Source organism: Streptomyces sp. NBC_00503 (assembly GCF_036346895.1).
GTDB lineage: Bacteria > Actinomycetota > Actinomycetes > Streptomycetales > Streptomycetaceae > Streptomyces.
This window is the reverse complement of the sequence record NZ_CP107855.1, coordinates 4,588,924-4,606,288: the sequence shown is the minus strand read 5'-3', so window position 1 is coordinate 4,606,288 and position 17,365 is coordinate 4,588,924. Positions and strand designations below refer to the sequence as shown.

Below are 17,365 nucleotides of genomic sequence, written 5' to 3'. Positions count from 1 at the left end.
GGACCGCCTCTTTGAAAAGGTCCGTAAACGCAGAAAAGCCCCGTACCAGTTCCCTGGTACGGGGCTCTCTACAATGATTGTTCGGCGGCGTCCTACTCTCCCACAGGGTCCCCCCTGCAGTACCATCGGCGCTGAAAGGCTTAGCTTCCGGGTTCGGAATGTAAACCGGGCGTTTCCCTAACGCTATGACCACCGAAACACTATGAAGTTAACCAACCGGATATGAACACAGTTCGTTACTTCAGAACTAACACAGTGGACGCGAGCAACTGAGGACAAGCCCTCGGCCTATTAGTACCAGTCAGCTCCACCCGTTACCGGGCTTCCACATCTGGCCTATCAACCCAGTCGTCTACTGGGAGCCTTACCCTCTCAAGGAGGTGGGAATACTCATCTTGAAGCAGGCTTCCCGCTTAGATGCTTTCAGCGGTTATCCCTCCCGAACGTAGCCAACCAGCCATGCCCTTGGCAGGACAACTGGCACACCAGAGGTTCGTCCGTCCCGGTCCTCTCGTACTAGGGACAGCCCTTCTCAATATTCCTACGCGCACAGCGGATAGGGACCGAACTGTCTCACGACGTTCTAAACCCAGCTCGCGTACCGCTTTAATGGGCGAACAGCCCAACCCTTGGGACCGACTCCAGCCCCAGGATGCGACGAGCCGACATCGAGGTGCCAAACCATCCCGTCGATATGGACTCTTGGGGAAGATCAGCCTGTTATCCCCGGGGTACCTTTTATCCGTTGAGCGACGGCGCTTCCACAAGCCACCGCCGGATCACTAGTCCCGACTTTCGTCCCTGCTCGACCCGTCGGTCTCACAGTCAAGCTCCCTTGTGCACTTACACTCAACACCTGATTGCCAACCAGGCTGAGGGAACCTTTGGGCGCCTCCGTTACTTTTTGGGAGGCAACCGCCCCAGTTAAACTACCCATCAGACACTGTCCCTGATCCGGATCACGGACCGAGGTTAGACATCCAGCACGACCAGAGTGGTATTTCAACGGCGACTCCACCATGACTGGCGTCACAGCTTCAAAGTCTCCCACCTATCCTACACAAGCCGAACCGAACACCAATATCAAACTATAGTAAAGGTCCCGGGGTCTTTCCGTCCTGCTGCGCGAAACGAGCATCTTTACTCGTAGTGCAATTTCACCGGGCCTATGGTTGAGACAGTCGAGAAGTCGTTACGCCATTCGTGCAGGTCGGAACTTACCCGACAAGGAATTTCGCTACCTTAGGATGGTTATAGTTACCACCGCCGTTTACTGGCGCTTAAGTTCTCAGCTTCGCCACACCGAAATGTGACTAACCGGTCCCCTTAACGTTCCAGCACCGGGCAGGCGTCAGTCCGTATACATCGCCTTACGGCTTCGCACGGACCTGTGTTTTTAGTAAACAGTCGCTTCTCGCTGGTCTCTGCGGCCACCCCCAGCTCACGGAGTAAATCCGATCACCAGGACTGGCCCCCCTTCTCCCGAAGTTACGGGGGCATTTTGCCGAGTTCCTTAACCATAGTTCACCCGAACGCCTCGGTATTCTCTACCTGACCACCTGAGTCGGTTTAGGGTACGGGCCGCCATGAAACTCGCTAGAGGCTTTTCTCGACAGCATAGGATCATCCACTTCACCACAATCGGCTCGGCATCAGGTCTCAGCCTTATATGAGGGACGGATTTGCCTACCCCTCGGCCTACACCCTTACCCCGGGACTACCACCGCCCGGGCTGGACTACCTTCCTGCGTCACCCCATCGCTTACCTACTACAAGTCTGGTTCGTCGGCTCCACCACTTTCCTTTCCCCGAAGGGTCCGGAACGGCTTCACGGACTTAGCATCGCCTGATTCGATATTGGGCGTTTCAAAGCGGGTACCGGAATATCAACCGGTTGTCCATCGACTACGCCTGTCGGCCTCGCCTTAGGTCCCGACTTACCCTGGGCAGATCAGCTTGACCCAGGAACCCTTAGTCAATCGGCGCACACGTTTCTCACGTGTGTATCGCTACTCATGCCTGCATTCTCACTCGTGAACCGTCCACAACTAGCTTCCGCTGCTGCTTCACCCGGCACACGACGCTCCCCTACCCATCACAGCGGGCGTTGGCCCTATTGCTGCAATGACACGACTTCGGCGGTACGCTTGAGCCCCGCTACATTGTCGGCGCGGAATCACTTGACCAGTGAGCTATTACGCACTCTTTCAAGGGTGGCTGCTTCTAAGCCAACCTCCTGGTTGTCTCTGCGACTCCACATCCTTTCCCACTTAGCGTACGCTTAGGGGCCTTAGTCGATGCTCTGGGCTGTTTCCCTCTCGACCATGGAGCTTATCCCCCACAGTCTCACTGCCACGCTCTCACTTACCGGCATTCGGAGTTTGGCTAAGGTCAGTAACCCGGTAGGGCCCATCGCCTATCCAGTGCTCTACCTCCGGCAAGAAACACGTGACGCTGCACCTAAATGCATTTCGGGGAGAACCAGCTATCACGGAGTTTGATTGGCCTTTCACCCCTAACCACAGGTCATCCCCCAGGTTTTCAACCCTGGTGGGTTCGGTCCTCCACGAAGTCTTACCTCCGCTTCAACCTGCCCATGGCTAGATCACTCCGCTTCGGGTCTAGAGCGTGCAACTCAATCGCCCTATTCGGACTCGCTTTCGCTACGGCTTCCCCACACGGGTTAACCTCGCTACACACCGCTAACTCGCAGGCTCATTCTTCAAAAGGCACGCAGTCACGACCGTTATTCCGAAGAATAACGGCGACGCTCCCACGGCTTGTAGGCACACGGTTTCAGGTACTATTTCACTCCGCTCCCGCGGTACTTTTCACCATTCCCTCACGGTACTATCCGCTATCGGTCACCAGGGAATATTTAGGCTTAGCGGGTGGTCCCGCCAGATTCACACGGGATTTCTCGGGCCCCGTGCTACTTGGGAGATTCTTAAGCAAGCCGCTGATGTTTCGTCTACGGGGGTCTTACCCTCTACGCCGGACCTTTCGCATGTCCTTCGACTACATCAACGGTTTCTGACTCGCCGACCGGCCGGCAGACCGATCAAAAGAATTCCCACAACCCCGCATGCGCAACCCCTGCCGGGTATCACACGCATACGGTTTGGCCTGTTCCGGTTTCGCTCGCCACTACTCCCGGAATCACGGTTGTTTTCTCTTCCTGCGGGTACTGAGATGTTTCACTTCCCCGCGTTCCCTCCACACTGCCTATGTGTTCAGCAGTGGGTGACAGCCCATGACGACTGCCGGGTTTCCCCATTCGGACACCCCCGGATCAAAGCTCAGTTGGCAGCTCCCCGGGGCCTATCGCGGCCTCTCACGTCCTTCATCGGTTCCTGGTGCCAAGGCATCCACCGTGCGCCCTTAAAAACTTGGCCTACAGATGCTCGCGTCCACTGTGTAGTTCTCAAGCAACGACCAGCCACCCATCACCCCACCAGACAAGCTGGCGAGTTCACTGGGGCCGGCATCGCAGAAGGCATGACCATACGGCCGTACCCTCAGATACCCAACAACGTGCCAAGCACGATCCCCGCCACTCAAACCGTTTTCCACGCCGAAGCAGTACTCACAGAAGGTTTTGGAAACCGTGCCAACTAATCAACGTTCCACCCTGAGCTGACCGTGCAGAACGTTTGTCTGCAATCGGTACTGTGCTCCTTAGAAAGGAGGTGATCCAGCCGCACCTTCCGGTACGGCTACCTTGTTACGACTTCGTCCCAATCGCCAGTCCCACCTTCGACAGCTCCCTCCCTTACGGGTTGGGCCACCGGCTTCGGGTGTTACCGACTTTCGTGACGTGACGGGCGGTGTGTACAAGGCCCGGGAACGTATTCACCGCAGCAATGCTGATCTGCGATTACTAGCAACTCCGACTTCATGGGGTCGAGTTGCAGACCCCAATCCGAACTGAGACCGGCTTTTTGAGATTCGCTCCACCTCACGGTATCGCAGCTCATTGTACCGGCCATTGTAGCACGTGTGCAGCCCAAGACATAAGGGGCATGATGACTTGACGTCGTCCCCACCTTCCTCCGAGTTGACCCCGGCGGTCTCCTGTGAGTCCCCATCACCCCGAAGGGCATGCTGGCAACACAGGACAAGGGTTGCGCTCGTTGCGGGACTTAACCCAACATCTCACGACACGAGCTGACGACAGCCATGCACCACCTGTATACCGACCACAAGGGGGGCACTATCTCTAATGCTTTCCGGTATATGTCAAGCCTTGGTAAGGTTCTTCGCGTTGCGTCGAATTAAGCCACATGCTCCGCTGCTTGTGCGGGCCCCCGTCAATTCCTTTGAGTTTTAGCCTTGCGGCCGTACTCCCCAGGCGGGGAACTTAATGCGTTAGCTGCGGCACCGACGACGTGGAATGTCGCCAACACCTAGTTCCCAACGTTTACGGCGTGGACTACCAGGGTATCTAATCCTGTTCGCTCCCCACGCTTTCGCTCCTCAGCGTCAGTAATGGCCCAGAGATCCGCCTTCGCCACCGGTGTTCCTCCTGATATCTGCGCATTTCACCGCTACACCAGGAATTCCGATCTCCCCTACCACACTCTAGCTAGCCCGTATCGAATGCAGACCCGAGGTTAAGCCTCGGGCTTTCACATCCGACGTGACAAGCCGCCTACGAGCTCTTTACGCCCAATAATTCCGGACAACGCTTGCGCCCTACGTATTACCGCGGCTGCTGGCACGTAGTTAGCCGGCGCTTCTTCTGCAGGTACCGTCACTTTCGCTTCTTCCCTGCTGAAAGAGGTTTACAACCCGAAGGCCGTCATCCCTCACGCGGCGTCGCTGCATCAGGCTTTCGCCCATTGTGCAATATTCCCCACTGCTGCCTCCCGTAGGAGTCTGGGCCGTGTCTCAGTCCCAGTGTGGCCGGTCGCCCTCTCAGGCCGGCTACCCGTCGTCGCCTTGGTGGGCCATTACCCCACCAACAAGCTGATAGGCCGCGGGCTCATCCTTCACCGCCGGAGCTTTTAACCCCCGCCCATGCAGGCAGGAGTATTATCCGGTATTAGACCCCGTTTCCAGGGCTTGTCCCAGAGTGAAGGGCAGATTGCCCACGTGTTACTCACCCGTTCGCCACTAATCCACCCCGAAGGGCTTCATCGTTCGACTTGCATGTGTTAAGCACGCCGCCAGCGTTCGTCCTGAGCCAGGATCAAACTCTCCATGAATGTTTACCCGTAATCGGGTGCACACGCACTTAGAGCGGGACAGTCATGTCGGAATAAGACCGACCGTCCACTGCGTCCTCGCTGTGTAATTGCCTGCAAGCACCACGGCAGAACCGCGACCTCACAGGTCTTTTTTCAAAGGAACCTCATCCACCGAGGTGGACGGGGTATCAACTTTTTGGCGTTGATTTTTGGCACGCTGTTGAGTTCTCAAGGAACGGACGCTTCCTTTGTACTCACCCTCTCGGGCTTTCCTCCGGGCGCTTCCTTCGTTCTGTTCTTGCGTTTCCGACTCTATCAGAGTCAGTCCCGCTTGTTTTCCGCCTTCCAGGTCCTGCGCTTTCGCGCTTTTCCCTTTCCGGCGATTCCGACTCTATCAGATCCTTTCGGGCCTGACTCCCAGTCAGCTGGGCTTGTCGTTTGGGCTGTTGGGCCCTTGCGACGAGTGAGACAGTAGCGGATTCCTTGCCCCCGAACCTAATCGGGGGCCGCGTTCGAGAACGCGGATTCCTCATTCGCAAATACGCATGAAAACGGGGACGACGGAGTACGTCGCTCGTTCGAATGTGTAGTGCGGGATGGCTGTCCGGGGACCGACCGGGGTCGGCGCTCACTTCGGACAACTCGAAGAACCTTACGGATCCGGCACAGGTGTGTCAACCCCAGCCCGTGCGTCACCCCGAGGGGGGCCTCGCGGCCGGTACGGGGCGGCGCGCAGCCCCGTACCGGCCGGGTGTCAGCTGTTGCCGGAGGCGAGTTCGCGGCTGCGGTCGCGGGCCGCTTCGAGGGCGGCGATGAGGGCGGCGCGGACTCCGTGCTTCTCCAGCTCCACGATCGCGTTGATGGTGGTGCCCGCCGGGGAGGTGACGGCCTCGCGGAGCTTGACCGGGTGTTCCCCGCTGTCGCGGAGCATGACGGCGGCGCCGATGGCGGCCTGGACGATCAGGTCGTGGGCCTGGGCGCGGGGCAGGCCCAGGAGGATGCCGGCGTCGGTCATGGCTTCCACGAGGAAGTAGAAGTAGGCCGGGCCCGAGCCGGAGAGCGCGGTGGCCGCGTCCTGCTGGGACTCCGGGACGCGCAGGGTCTTGCCCACGCCTCCGAAGATCTCCTCGGTGTGCAGGAGGTGCGCGGAGGTGGCGTGGCTGCCGGCCGAGATGACGGACATGGCCTCGTCGACCAGGGCCGGAGTGTTCGTCATGACGCGGACCACCGGAGTACCGGGGGCGAGCCGCTCCTCGAAGAAGGAGGTCGGGATGCCGGCCGCGCCGCTGATGACCAGGCGGTCGGCGGGGACGTGCGGGGCGAGCTCCTCGAGGAGCTTGCCCATGTCCTGCGGCTTCACCGTGAGGATGAGGGTGTCCGCGCGCTTGGCGGCTTCGGCGTTGGAGACCGCCTCGACTCCGTAGCGGGTGCGGAGCTCCTCGGCGCGCTCCGCCCGGCGGGCCGTGACGAGGAGCTTGGAGGCGGGCCAGCCGCCGCGGATCATCCCGCTGAGCAGGGCCTCGCCGATCTTGCCGGTACCGAGGACTGCGACTGTCTGGGTCATGCCCGATTCACCTCGCCGAACTGTTCGTGCACGCGTGCATGGTCTTCTTCCTCATCCTTGCACTCGGGCACGGCACCGCGACGGGCTGTCCGCAGTGCGGTCAGGGTCGGGGCGAGCCGTCAGTGTCGGGGCGAGCCGTCAGGGCGTGCGGCGGCGCAGCGTGGCGGCGCCGAGGGTCAGGACCAGGAGGGCGCACCCGGCGACGACGACGGCGTCGCGGACGAAGTCGGCGGTCATGTCGGTGTGGGTGAGGACCTGGGTCATGCCGTCGACGGCGTAGGACATGGGCAGGGCGTTCGAGATCCCCTCCAGGACCGGCTGCATGGTGTCGCGCGGGGCGAAGAGCCCGCAGAGCAGCAGCTGGGGGAAGATCACGGCCGGCATGAACTGGACGGCCTGGAACTCGGACGCGGCGAAGGCGGAGACGAACAGGCCGAGGGCCGTGCCGAGGAGCGCGTCGAGCAGGGCCACGAGCAGCAGCAGCCACGGGGAGCCGACCACGTCGAGGCCGAGGACCCAGAGGGCGACGCCGGTGGCGAGCAGGGACTGGACGACGGCCACGGCGCCGAAGGCGAGCGCGTAGCCGGCGATGAGGTCGCCCTTGCCCAGCGGCATGGCCAGGAGGCGTTCCAGGGTGCCGGAGGTGCGTTCGCGCAGGGTGGCGATGGAGGTGACCAGGAACATCGTGATCAGCGGGAAGATGCCGAGGAGGCTGGCGCCGATGCTGTTGAAGGTCCCGGGGCTGCCGTCGAAGACGTAGCGGAGCAGGATCAGCATCAGGACCGGGACCAGCAGCATCAGGGCGATGGAGCGGGGGTCGTGGCGGAGCTGGCGCAGGACGCGGGCCGCGGTGGCGGTGGTGCGGGCGGTGCTCATCGGGTGCCCCCCTGGGCGTCGGCGGCGGCATGGGCGGCGGCGGCGTCGGCTTCGTCCACGAGGCGCAGGAAGCCCTCCTCGACGGTGTCGGCGTGCGTACGGGTGCGCAGTGCGTCCGGGGTGTCCTGCGCGAGGATGCGGCCCTCGCGCATGAGGAGCAGGTCGTGGCAGCGCTCGGCTTCGTCCATGACGTGGGAGGAGACGAGGAGGGTGGCGCCGCGGGTGGCGGCGAGGTCGTGGAAGAGGTTCCACAGGTCGCGGCGCAGGACGGGGTCGAGGCCGACCGTCGGTTCGTCGAGGACCAGGAGCTCCGGGCTGCCGAGGAGGGCGACGGCGAGGGAGACGCGGCTGCGCTGGCCGCCGGAGAGGTTCCCGGCGAGGGCGGTGGCGTGGGTGGTGAGGTCCACGTCGGCGATGGCGCGGGTGACGGTCTCCCGGCGGCGGTCGGCGGCGGCGCGGCCGGGGTCGAGGATCGCGGCGAAGTACTCGAGGTTCTGCCGGACGCTGAGGTCGTCGTAGACGGAGGGCGCCTGGGTGACGTAGCCGATGCGGGAGCGGAGTTCGGGGTGGCCGGCGGGGTGGCCGAGGACCTCGAGGGTGCCGGTGACGTGGGCCTGGGTGCCTACGACTGAGCGCATCAGGGTGGACTTTCCGCAGCCGGAGGGGCCGAGGAGGCCGGTGATGCGGCCGCGGGGGACCTCGAAGGTGAGGGTGTCGAGGACGGTGCGGGGGCTGCGGCCGGTGCCGCGGCGCACGGTGAGGCCGCCGGCTCGGACGGCTGCGGCCTCTGGGTTATTCATCATGTGATGAATAATGCTCCCGGCTGTGCTCGGGGCGCAAGCCTGGAGCAGAAGACCGGGGCGACGGAGCCTGAGGCGGCCGGGCCGGAGGCGGCCGGGCCGGAGACAGCCGGGCCCGAGGCGGCCGGGCCCGAGGCGGCCGGGCCGGGGGGTTACTTCTTGCGCTTGGGGCGGCGGGCGGCCGGGTTGCCGGTACGGGAGCTGCGGCGCCGGGCGAATTCGGCCGAGGCGTGCTCGTACTCGGTGCGGCGCAGCTTCTCGCCGGGCGCTTCGACGAAGCAGCGCAGGAAGTACGCGATGAGGCTGCCGATGAAACCGATCGCCTTGAGGCCCTTGAGGGCGGCCTCGTCGGAGGACGGGGCCGGGCGGCGGCTGAAGGAGTCCCAGGTCTTGGCGAAGGCGATGGAGCTCGCGATCGCGAAGAGGACGATGACCGAGATGCTGAGGAACGGTCCGACGTTGCCGATCTCCAGGCCCTCGTAGGAGAGGCGGAGCAGGAAGGCTCCGATGACCGCGATGGCCAGTGCGCCGACCGCCACGCCGACGCGGCGCAGTCCGTAGCCGCCGTCGTGGTTCACCCAGGTGGTGCCGAAGAACCGGATCGGCTCGGGCTCGGGGCCGGTGGGTACGGGCGGCTGCGCCGGGGCCGCGGCCTCGGCGGCCGGCTCGACGGGGGTCTGGTCTCGCTGGTCGTCGCTCACACCAGCGATTATCCCCCGCCGGCCGGTGCCGGCCCGGGGCGTCTCACAGGTCAGACCCCGAGAGGGACCCGGATGGACCTCAGGCGCGGGCGCCGGTCGGACCTCAGGCGCAGCGGTTGACGACGTAGCCGTCGGCGCCGGTCTTGACGTAGGCGTCGGCGACGAAGAGGCCGTTGCCGATGCAGTCCCAGATGTTCGAGGTCCCGTACGGGCCGCTGACGCTCTGGCCGTCCGTCTGGCAGCGGATCGTCACGGAGGCGTCGTACGGCAGGACCTTCTCGATCGAGTAGTTCGTGCCGGGGCCGCTGCGGACGTTCACCCGGTAGCCCGGCGCGACCGGAAACGTCGGGTAGCCCGACCCCCCGGTCAGGCTCTCGATCTGGCTCATTTCGTTCTCAACGGACATGCGAAATCTCCCCCCTTGGGTGTTGCTGTGCGCAACTCGCGCAGGGTAGCAGGACCTTGGAGATTCGCACGGACCATCGACTAGGCTCCGGCGGGGGTGGTGAGCGGTGCATTCGCTGCGGACGGACTACGTGGGGTTCCCGGAGTACGCCGGGCAGTACCGGCTTGAGTCCGTGCTGGGTTCCGGCGGCATGGGCGTCGTCCACCTGGCCACCTCCGAGTCGGGGCTGAAACTCGCCGTCAAGATCGTGCACGCCCAGCACGCCGTGGACCCCGAGTTCCGGGCCCGGTTCCGGCAGGAGGTCACGGCCGCCCGGCGGGTGAGCGGAGCCTTCACCGCGCCCGTCGTGGACGCGGACCCCGATGCCGAACGGCCTTGGATGGCCACGCTGTTCATCGACGCCCCGACCCTTTCCGAGCGGGTACGGGAACGCGTGCTCGGCCCGAGGGCGCTGGCCCGGCTCGCCGCCGGACTGGCGGAGGCCCTGCGGGACATCCACCGGGCCGGTGTGGTCCACCGGGACCTGAAGCCCAGCAACGTGCTGATGGCCCCGGACGGGGTGCGGGTGATCGACTTCGGGATCTCGCGGCCGGCCGACAGCGATCTGCGCACCGAGACGGGCAAGCTGATCGGCACCCCGCCGTTCATGGCCCCGGAGCAGTTCCAGCGGCCGCGCGAGGTGGGGACCGCGGCCGACGTGTTCGCCCTGGGGGCCGTACTCGTCTACGCCGCGACCGGACGGGGGCCCTTCGACTCCGACAGCCACTACCTCGTGGCGTACCAGGTGGTGCACAGCGAACCCGATCTGACCGGGCTGCCGGAGCTGCTCGTACCGCTCGTCGCCCAGTGCCTGGCCAAGGATCCGGCCCAGCGGCCCACCGCGGACTCGCTGATCGCGGCGTTGCGGGCGGTGGCGTACCCCACCGACGAGGACACCCACGGCTTCATCCCCCGGCCGCGGCCCCCGGTGGGCGAGGAGCAGGACACGCACCGGCGGGACCGGATCGACACCGGGTCCGCCGACGGCGCCCCGGCACCGGCCCCCGCCACGGCTCCGGGGCGCCGTCGGCGGACCCGGGTGGCGCTGGCGGCGGGGCTGGGGCTGCTGCTGGCGGGCGGATCCACGGCCGGCTACCTGTGGGACGGCGCGGAGGACACCCCGCCGGGGCACCTGACCACGCAGGACATCGGCGCCCAGGTGCCGGTGGCGCGCAGCGTCACCCCGTGGGCACGGTCGATGGGCGACCGCGCGTCGGCGTGTTCCTGGCAGGCGGCCGCCCTCTACTGCTCGGGCTCCGGCCTCACGGCCGCACGGATCAACCCCGCCGACGGGACGGTGCTGTGGTCGCTGCCCGCGTCGCAGGCCGCCGGGAAGACGGGTGCGCCGCAGTACGGCGGCGGGCTCGTCCTCGCCGCGCCCGCGGGCAGCCGGCTGCTCCAGGCGCTCGATCCGGCGACGGGCGCGGAGCGGTGGCGGCGCACCCTGCCGTCGGGCGCGAAGGTCGTGGCCGCCGGGTCCCGCGCGCTGGTCACGGGCTCGGACGGGAAGACCACCGCGCTGGACGCGGCCACCGGGACCGTGCAGTGGACCAAGGAGATCGGCGGGGTGGGCTCCGTCTGGTGTGCGGGCGAGGAGCAGGCCGGCGCGGTCGCCGCGCTCTACGTCTCCACCCCGGCCGGTGACGGGAAGTCCACGCAGGTCGCGGAAGTGGACCCGGCGAGCGGGGCGGTACGCACGCAGGTGCGGGTACCCGGGACCGTGGAGCCCTTCGGGGTGGCGGGCGGCAGCCTCCACCTGCTCGACAGCGATGCGGCCATGCTGACGCACTCGGTCGTCCGCATCGACCTGCGGTCCCACGCGGTCCGCACGACCCGGCTGGCGGTGCCGATGCTCCAGGCCCAGGCGTCGGCCGGACCCGACGGGGTGGCGTACGTCTTCGGCACCTCGGGCGCGCTGGTCGCGGTGGACGGGGAACGGGAGCGGTGGCGGCTGGAGACCGGGGTCACCGCGGCCTCCCGGCCCGTGCCCGCCGACGGCCGGGTGTACCTGACCGCGCTCGACGGCCGGCTGCTGGCCGTGGACACGGCGACCGTGCGGCTGAGCGGGCAGACGAAGCCCCGTATGGGCGGCGACCGGCAGGCCGCCAGCCTGCCCGCGCCCGTCGTCGGCGACGGCCGGGTCTACGCCTCCGCGCCGGACGGGACCGTCTTCGCCGTGCCCTCGGGGGATCCCGCCGGGTGGTGAAACAGGTCCGGTGAAACGGGTCCGGCCCCGCCCTGGGGTTTCGGGGCGGGGCCGGATCGTGCGTGGTGCGTCGTACCTGGTTGGTGGGTCTGCGGGTCAGCGCTCCAGGAGCGAGACGTCGCGGACGGCGCCCTTGTCCGCGCTCGTCGCCATCGCGGCGTAGGCGCGCAGCGCCGCCGAGACCTTGCGCTCGCGGTTCTTCGGGGCGTAGACCCCGCCGAGGGCGGCATGGCGGGCCGCGACGGTGGCTTCGTCCACGAGGAGCTCGATCGAGCGGTTCGGGATGTCGATCCGGATGCGGTCGCCGTCCTCGACGATCGCGATGTTGCCGCCCGAGGCCGCCTCCGGGGAGGCGTGGCCGATGGAGAGGCCGGAGGTGCCGCCGGAGAAGCGGCCGTCCGTGACCAGGGCGCAGACCTTGCCCAGGCCGCGGCCCTTGAGGAAGGACGTCGGGTACAGCATCTCCTGCATGCCGGGACCGCCGCGCGGGCCCTCGTAGCGGATGACGACCACGTCGCCCGCCTTGATCTCCTTGCGGAGGATCTTGTCGACGGCCTCGTCCTGCGACTCGCAGACCACGGCCGGGCCCTCGAAGGTCCAGATGGACTCGTCGACGCCGGCCGTCTTCACGACGCAGCCGTCGACCGCGATGTTGCCGCGCAGGACGGCGAGGCCGCCGTCCTTGGAGTACGCGTGCTGGACGGAGCGGATGCAGCCGCCCTCTGCGTCGAGGTCCAGGGTGTCCCAGCGCTCGGACTGGGAGAAGGCGGTGGCGGAGCGCTGGCAGCCGGGGGCCGCGTGCCACAGCTCCATGGCCGTGTCGCTGGCGGTGCCCGAGCGGGCGTCCCACTCCGCGAGCCAGTCCTCGAGGTTGTCCGAGTGGACGGAGGTGACGTCCTTGTTCAGGAGTCCACCGCGGTGCAGCTCGCCGAGGATGGCGGGGATGCCGCCGGCGCGGTGGATGTCCTCCATGTAGTACGTGCCGCCGGGCGCCACGTTCGGCGCGACCTTGGACAGGCACGGGACGCGGCGCGAGACGGCGTCGATGTCGGTGAGGTCGTACTCCAGGCCCGCTTCCTGGGCCGCGGCCAGCAGGTGCAGGATCGTGTTCGTGGAGCCGCCCATCGCGATGTCGAGGGCCATGGCGTTCTCGAAGGCCTCGCGGGAGGCGATGTTGCGCGGGAGGACGGAGTAGTCGTCCTGCTCGTAGTGGCGCTTGGTGATCTCGACGATCGTGCGGCCGGCGTCCTCGTACAGGGCGCGGCGGGCGGTGTGCGTGGCGAGGACCGAGCCGTTGCCGGGGAGGGCGAGGCCGATGGCCTCGGCGAGGCAGTTCATCGAGTTGGCCGTGAACATGCCGCTACAGGAGCCGCAGGTGGGACAGGCGTTCTCTTCGATGCGCAGGACGTCTTCGTCGGAGACGTTCTCGTTGGAGGCGTCGACCATGGCGTCGATCAGGTCGAGCTTGCGGACGGTGCCGTCGACGAGGGTGGCCTGGCCGGCCTCCATCGGGCCGCCGGAGACGAAGACGACCGGGATGTTGAGGCGCAGGGCGGCCATCAGCATGCCGGGGGTGATCTTGTCGCAGTTGGAGATGCAGATCAGCGCGTCGGCGCAGTGCGCCTCGACCATGTACTCGACCGAGTCCGCGATGAGGTCGCGGGAGGGCAGGGAGTACAGCATCCCGGCGTGGCCCATGGCGATGCCGTCGTCGACCGCGATGGTGTTGAACTCGCGGGGGACGGCGCCGGCGGCCAGGATGGCGTCGGAGACGATGCGGCCGACCGGGGCCAGGTGGGTGTGGCCGGGGACGAACTCCGTGAAGGAGTTGGCGACCGCGATGATCGGCTTCCCGATGTCCGCGCTCGCTACGCCCGAGGCGCGCATCAGCGCACGTGCGCCGGCCATGTTGCGGCCGTGGGTGACGGTGCGGGACCTCAGCTCGGGCATCGGGTTCACTCCCCATGGGTGCGGCGGCGCCGGAAGGCCCGCCGCGCTGTGGATATGGCTCGGTTACGAGGCTACGCCCCCGGCCCGGGATGCGGACAGGGTGTCCGGATGCCGGGACGGCTGGCTCACTGCTCGGTCACTGCTCGCTGACGGCTGCCGATCCCCTATTCCCCTATTCCTCGGTCAGGTAGCGCTGGAGGGTCGGGGCCACCAGGGCGACGATCCGCTCCGGGTCGGCGGACGCGAGGGGCTCGACCTGGAGCACGTACCGCAGGATCGCGATGCCGATCATGTGCGAGGCGGCCAGCTCGGCGCGGAAGGTCGGGTCGGGGACGTTGAGCTCGGCCGCGACCCGCTCCAGGACCCGGCGCAGGATCAGCCGGCGCAGTACCGCGGCGGCGGCCTCGTGGGTGAGGGCCGAGCGGATGACGGCGAGGAGCGGGGCGCGGCTGACCGGGTTCTCCCAGATGCCCAGGAAGTAGCGGGCCAGCCGCTCGCCGATGCCTTCCGGACCGGAGCCGAGGATCTGCGGGATGACGAGGGCGGGCTCCATGGTGAGCTCGATCGCGGCGGCGAAGAGGTCGTCCTTGGAGCCGAAGTAGTGGTGCACCAGGGCCGGGTCCACGCCGGCGGCCTTGGCGATCCCGCGCACGGAGGTCTTGTCGTAGCCCCGCGCCGCGAACTCGGAGCGCGCGGCGAGGCGGATCCGCTCCTGGGTGCCGGGGCCGTCGTCGGCCTCGTCCTGGCGGGGGCGGCCGGGGCCGCGGCGGGGGCGCTGCGCGGGCTGCGTCACGGGCGCGGGGCCTCGACCGGGGCGGCACTGGCCGCCAGGTGCAGACGGGTGAAGGCCAGGGCCTCGGCGAGGTCGGCCTCGCGCTCCGCGGAGGACATCGCGCGGCGGGTGTTGACCTCGATGACCACGTGCCCGTCGAAGGAGGTGGTGGCGAGCCGCTCCAGCAGCTCGGCGCAGGGCTGGCTGCCGCGGCCGGGGACGAGGTGCTCGTCCTTGGCGGAACCGTTTCCGTCGGCGAGGTGGACGTGGGCGAGCCGGTCGCCCATCCGGTCGATCATCGCGGTGGCATCGGTCCGGGCGGTCGCGGTGTGGGAGAGGTCGACGGTGAAGTGCCGGTAGTCGTCCTTGGTGACGTCCCACTCGGGCGCGTACGCCAGCATCTCCCGATCCCGGTACCGCCAGGGATACATGTTCTCGACGGCGAACCGGACGTCGGTCTCGTCCGCCATCCGCCAGATCCCGGTCACGAAGTCCCGGGAGTACTGGCGCTGCCAGCGGAACGGCGGATGCACGACGACCGTGGACGCGCCGAGCTTCTCGGCCGCCGTCTGGGCGCGCTGGAGCTTGGTCCACGGGTCGGTGGACCAGACGCGCTGCGTGATGAGGAGGCAGGGCGCGTGGATGGCCAGGATCGGCACCTGGTGGTGGTCGGAGAGCCGGCGCAGTGCGTCGACGTCCTGGCTCACCGGATCCGTCCAGACCATGACCTCCACGCCGTCGTACCCGAGGCGCGCGGCGATCTCGAAGGCGGTCGCCGTCGACTCCGGATAGACGGAGGCGGTGGAGAGGGCGACTTTCGCGGTCGGGATCCGGACTGGTTTTGCCACGGGGACAGGGTATCGGGGTCCCTCTCCCCCAACGCCGTGACGCCCGCCACCCGGGGACGGCGGGTCAGACCCCGACGATGTGGACCCGGTTCCCGCAGAGCTTCGTCATGTCGTCGACATCCGACGTAAGCAACACGACGGGGCGCAGCTGGCGCAACGCGGCTTCGGCCGCTACTGGGCGGCATGGGCCGACTGGCTGCGCGTGCCCCGGCACACCCTGTCCGCGCTGGTGGGTGCGGTGGTCGTCGACGGCCGGGACAACGCGGACACGATCCGCCTCCTGCGCCCGAACATCGACATCTCCGCCGAATACGCCGCGCGCGACGCGGCGGGCCTCGGCGAGCGCCTTGATGAGTCAGACCTCTATGAGGACGTCCGGCCGGCGCTGGCCGCTCTCCGCGCCGCCGGGGCACGCGTCATCGTCGCGGGCAACCAGAGTCCACGAGCCGGTGACCTGCTGCGCACGCTGGACCTGCCCGCAGACCTGATCGTCACCTCGGGCGAGTGGGGGGGGTGGCCAAGCCGTCGCGCGAGTTCTTCGAGCGAGTACTCACGGTGTCCGGCAGCCCGGCCGCCCAGCGATCGTGCGGTGGCGGCTTATGAGCAACCACAGACGGCCGGTGGTCGCCGTCGATGAGGAGCGTGTAGCGATCTGGGGCGCCTGACCTCCCGCCAGGCTGATCCGGGCGCCGCTCGGGGCAGGTCGGGCTGCTCTTCGTGCCGCTCGGCGGTGCTCCCGCCCCCGACATCCGAGGTGGGAGGTGGTGGCTCCCTGCCCCGTGACCGTCCCTTTGGGGGCTTCCCGGCGGTCTGATGGCATTGCGTGGCGGGTCGGTCAGTCAAGGGTGGCCGAAGGCCATCGCGCAGCGACGCGACCGAAGGGAGCGCCCTTTACGGACCGGCCCGCCACGGAAGGACAGTGGACCGCCGGGAAACCCCCAGTCCCTCCCTGATCCCGCCCAGCCGGAGCCCCGTCACCCCCGCCCCCGACCCGCGCTGCGGTCCGCCTCGGCCGCGCCACCTAGGAGGCGGGTGGGCAGCCACCGCCCCGGGGTGGCTGCTCGAGGGGGCGAGGGCCCCCTACGCCGGGAGGTGGTCCAGGCGGCGGAGGATGACGCCCTCGCGCAGGGCCCAGGGGCAGATTTCGAGGGTGTCGACGCCCAGGAGGTCCATCGCGCCCTCCGCTACCAGGGCGCCCGCCAGGAGCTGGTTGGAGCGGCCCTCCGAGACGCCCGGGAGGGCGGAGCGCTGGGCGGTGGTCATCGCGGCGAGGCGCGGGACCCACTCCTCCAGGGACTTGCGGGTCAGGTCCCGCTGGACGTAGAGGCCGTCCGCGGAGCGGGCCGCGCCCGCGATGCGGGCGAGCTGCTTGAACGTCTTCGACGTCGCCACCACCCGGTCCGGGGTCCCGAAGCGGCTGAACTCGCCGACCGTGCGGGCGATCTGTGCCCGCACGTGGCGCCGTAGGGCCCGGATGTCGGCCGGATCCGGCGGGTCGCCCGGCAGCCAGCCCGAGGTCAGACGGCCCGCGCCCAGCGGGAGGGAGACGGCCGCGTCGGGGTCCTCGTCGATGCCGTAGGCGATCTCCAGCGAGCCGCCGCCGATGTCGAGGACCAGCAGCTTCCCGGCCGACCAGCCGAACCAGCGGCGGGCCGCCAGGAAGGTCAGGCGCGCCTCGTCCTCGCCGCTCAGGACGGGCAGGTCGATGCCGGTCTCGGCCTTGACGCGGCGCAGGAGCTCGTCAGCGTTGGTGGCCTCCCGTACGGCGCTGGTCGCGAAGGGGAGCAGGTCCTCGCACCCCTTGTCCTCGGCGGCCTGCACGGCGCCCCCGATGACGGAAACCAGCCGCTCGACGCCCTCCGGGGTCACCGCGCCGTGTTCGTCGAGCAGTTCCGCCAGCCGCAGTTCCACCTTGTGCGAGTGCGCGGGGAGCGGGCGCGCGCCGGGGTGCGCGTCCACCACCAGCAGATGGATCGTGTTCGAACCCACATCAAGGACACCGAGTCTCATGGGA

At 67.5% G+C, this 17,365-nt stretch carries 10 protein-coding genes, 3 rRNA genes and 2 pseudogenes; 2 read left to right on the top strand and 13 right to left on the bottom strand.

From position 1 onward, the window contains the following. Positions 1 to 79: 79 nt before the first annotated feature. From rrf to OG490_RS21350, 8 genes are all read right to left on the bottom strand, one after another. Positions 80 to 197 (bottom strand): 5S ribosomal RNA (rrf, locus tag OG490_RS21385). A gap of 74 nt (positions 198 to 271) precedes the next feature. Then, a 23S ribosomal RNA gene (locus OG490_RS21380) occupies positions 272 to 3,395 on the bottom strand. Between the two features lie 287 nt (positions 3,396 to 3,682). After that, a 16S ribosomal RNA gene (locus tag OG490_RS21375) occupies positions 3,683 to 5,207 on the bottom strand. The 16S, 23S and 5S rRNA genes sit together here, the layout of an rRNA operon. 736 nt (positions 5,208 to 5,943) lie before the next feature. Next, on the bottom strand, positions 5,944 to 6,753 hold the full coding sequence (gene proC, locus OG490_RS21370; protein WP_330297905.1) for a pyrroline-5-carboxylate reductase: 810 nt from the start codon (positions 6,751 to 6,753) through the stop codon (positions 5,944 to 5,946). A gap of 138 nt (positions 6,754 to 6,891) precedes the next feature. Continuing rightward, a complete protein-coding gene (locus OG490_RS21365; protein ID WP_330297904.1) occupies positions 6,892 to 7,629 on the bottom strand; it encodes an ABC transporter permease in 738 nt (245 codons plus the stop codon). Further along, complete coding sequence (locus OG490_RS21360; RefSeq protein WP_330297903.1) at positions 7,626 to 8,432, bottom strand: ABC transporter ATP-binding protein; 807 nt, start codon at positions 8,430 to 8,432, stop codon at positions 7,626 to 7,628. Before OG490_RS21360 ends, OG490_RS21365 begins: the two co-directional genes overlap by 4 nt. 149 nt (positions 8,433 to 8,581) lie before the next feature. Further along, positions 8,582 to 9,130: a hypothetical protein gene (locus tag OG490_RS21355; protein WP_443065850.1), complete on the bottom strand. Its 549-nt coding sequence runs from the start codon at positions 9,128 to 9,130 to the stop codon at positions 8,582 to 8,584. Positions 9,131 to 9,233: 103 nt separating this feature from the next. Then, positions 9,234 to 9,518 carry a peptidase gene (locus OG490_RS21350; RefSeq protein ID WP_330301000.1) on the bottom strand — a complete coding sequence of 95 codons (285 nt, stop codon included), beginning with the start codon at positions 9,516 to 9,518 and terminating at the stop codon, positions 9,234 to 9,236. 124 nt (positions 9,519 to 9,642) lie between these two features. Between OG490_RS21350 and OG490_RS21345 the strand changes: the two genes are divergently transcribed. Further along, the gene (locus OG490_RS21345; protein ID WP_330297902.1) at positions 9,643 to 11,781 is read left to right on the top strand and encodes a serine/threonine-protein kinase; all 2,139 of its coding nucleotides are present in this window, start codon (positions 9,643 to 9,645) and stop codon (positions 11,779 to 11,781) included. A gap of 96 nt (positions 11,782 to 11,877) precedes the next feature. Here OG490_RS21345 and ilvD read toward each other — a convergent pair whose 3' ends face one another. From ilvD to OG490_RS21325, 4 genes and pseudogenes are all read right to left on the bottom strand, one after another. Then, a complete protein-coding gene (gene ilvD / locus OG490_RS21340) occupies positions 11,878 to 13,731 on the bottom strand; it encodes a dihydroxy-acid dehydratase (protein ID WP_330297901.1) in 1,854 nt (617 codons plus the stop codon). A 172-nt stretch (positions 13,732 to 13,903) separates the two neighbouring features. Further along, positions 13,904 to 14,524 carry a TetR/AcrR family transcriptional regulator gene (locus OG490_RS21335; protein ID WP_330297900.1) on the bottom strand — a complete coding sequence of 207 codons (621 nt, stop codon included), beginning with the start codon at positions 14,522 to 14,524 and terminating at the stop codon, positions 13,904 to 13,906. Further along, positions 14,521 to 15,351 carry a sugar phosphate isomerase/epimerase family protein gene (locus tag OG490_RS21330; RefSeq protein ID WP_330297899.1) on the bottom strand — a complete coding sequence of 277 codons (831 nt, stop codon included), beginning with the start codon at positions 15,349 to 15,351 and terminating at the stop codon, positions 14,521 to 14,523. Before OG490_RS21330 ends, OG490_RS21335 begins: the two co-directional genes overlap by 4 nt. A gap of 64 nt (positions 15,352 to 15,415) precedes the next feature. Next, positions 15,416 to 15,523: pseudogene (locus OG490_RS21325) on the bottom strand (DNA-binding protein); the annotation flags it as partial. Between OG490_RS21325 and OG490_RS21320 the strand changes: the two are divergent. After that, positions 15,500 to 15,924, top strand: a pseudogene (locus tag OG490_RS21320) (HAD family hydrolase); the annotation flags it as partial. The pseudogenes OG490_RS21325 and OG490_RS21320 overlap by 24 nt on opposite strands. A gap of 507 nt (positions 15,925 to 16,431) precedes the next feature. Here OG490_RS21320 and OG490_RS21315 read toward each other — a convergent pair. Then, positions 16,432 to 17,361 carry a Ppx/GppA phosphatase family protein gene (locus OG490_RS21315; RefSeq protein WP_330297898.1) on the bottom strand — a complete coding sequence of 310 codons (930 nt, stop codon included), beginning with the start codon at positions 17,359 to 17,361 and terminating at the stop codon, positions 16,432 to 16,434. Positions 17,362 to 17,365 lie beyond the last annotated feature (4 nt).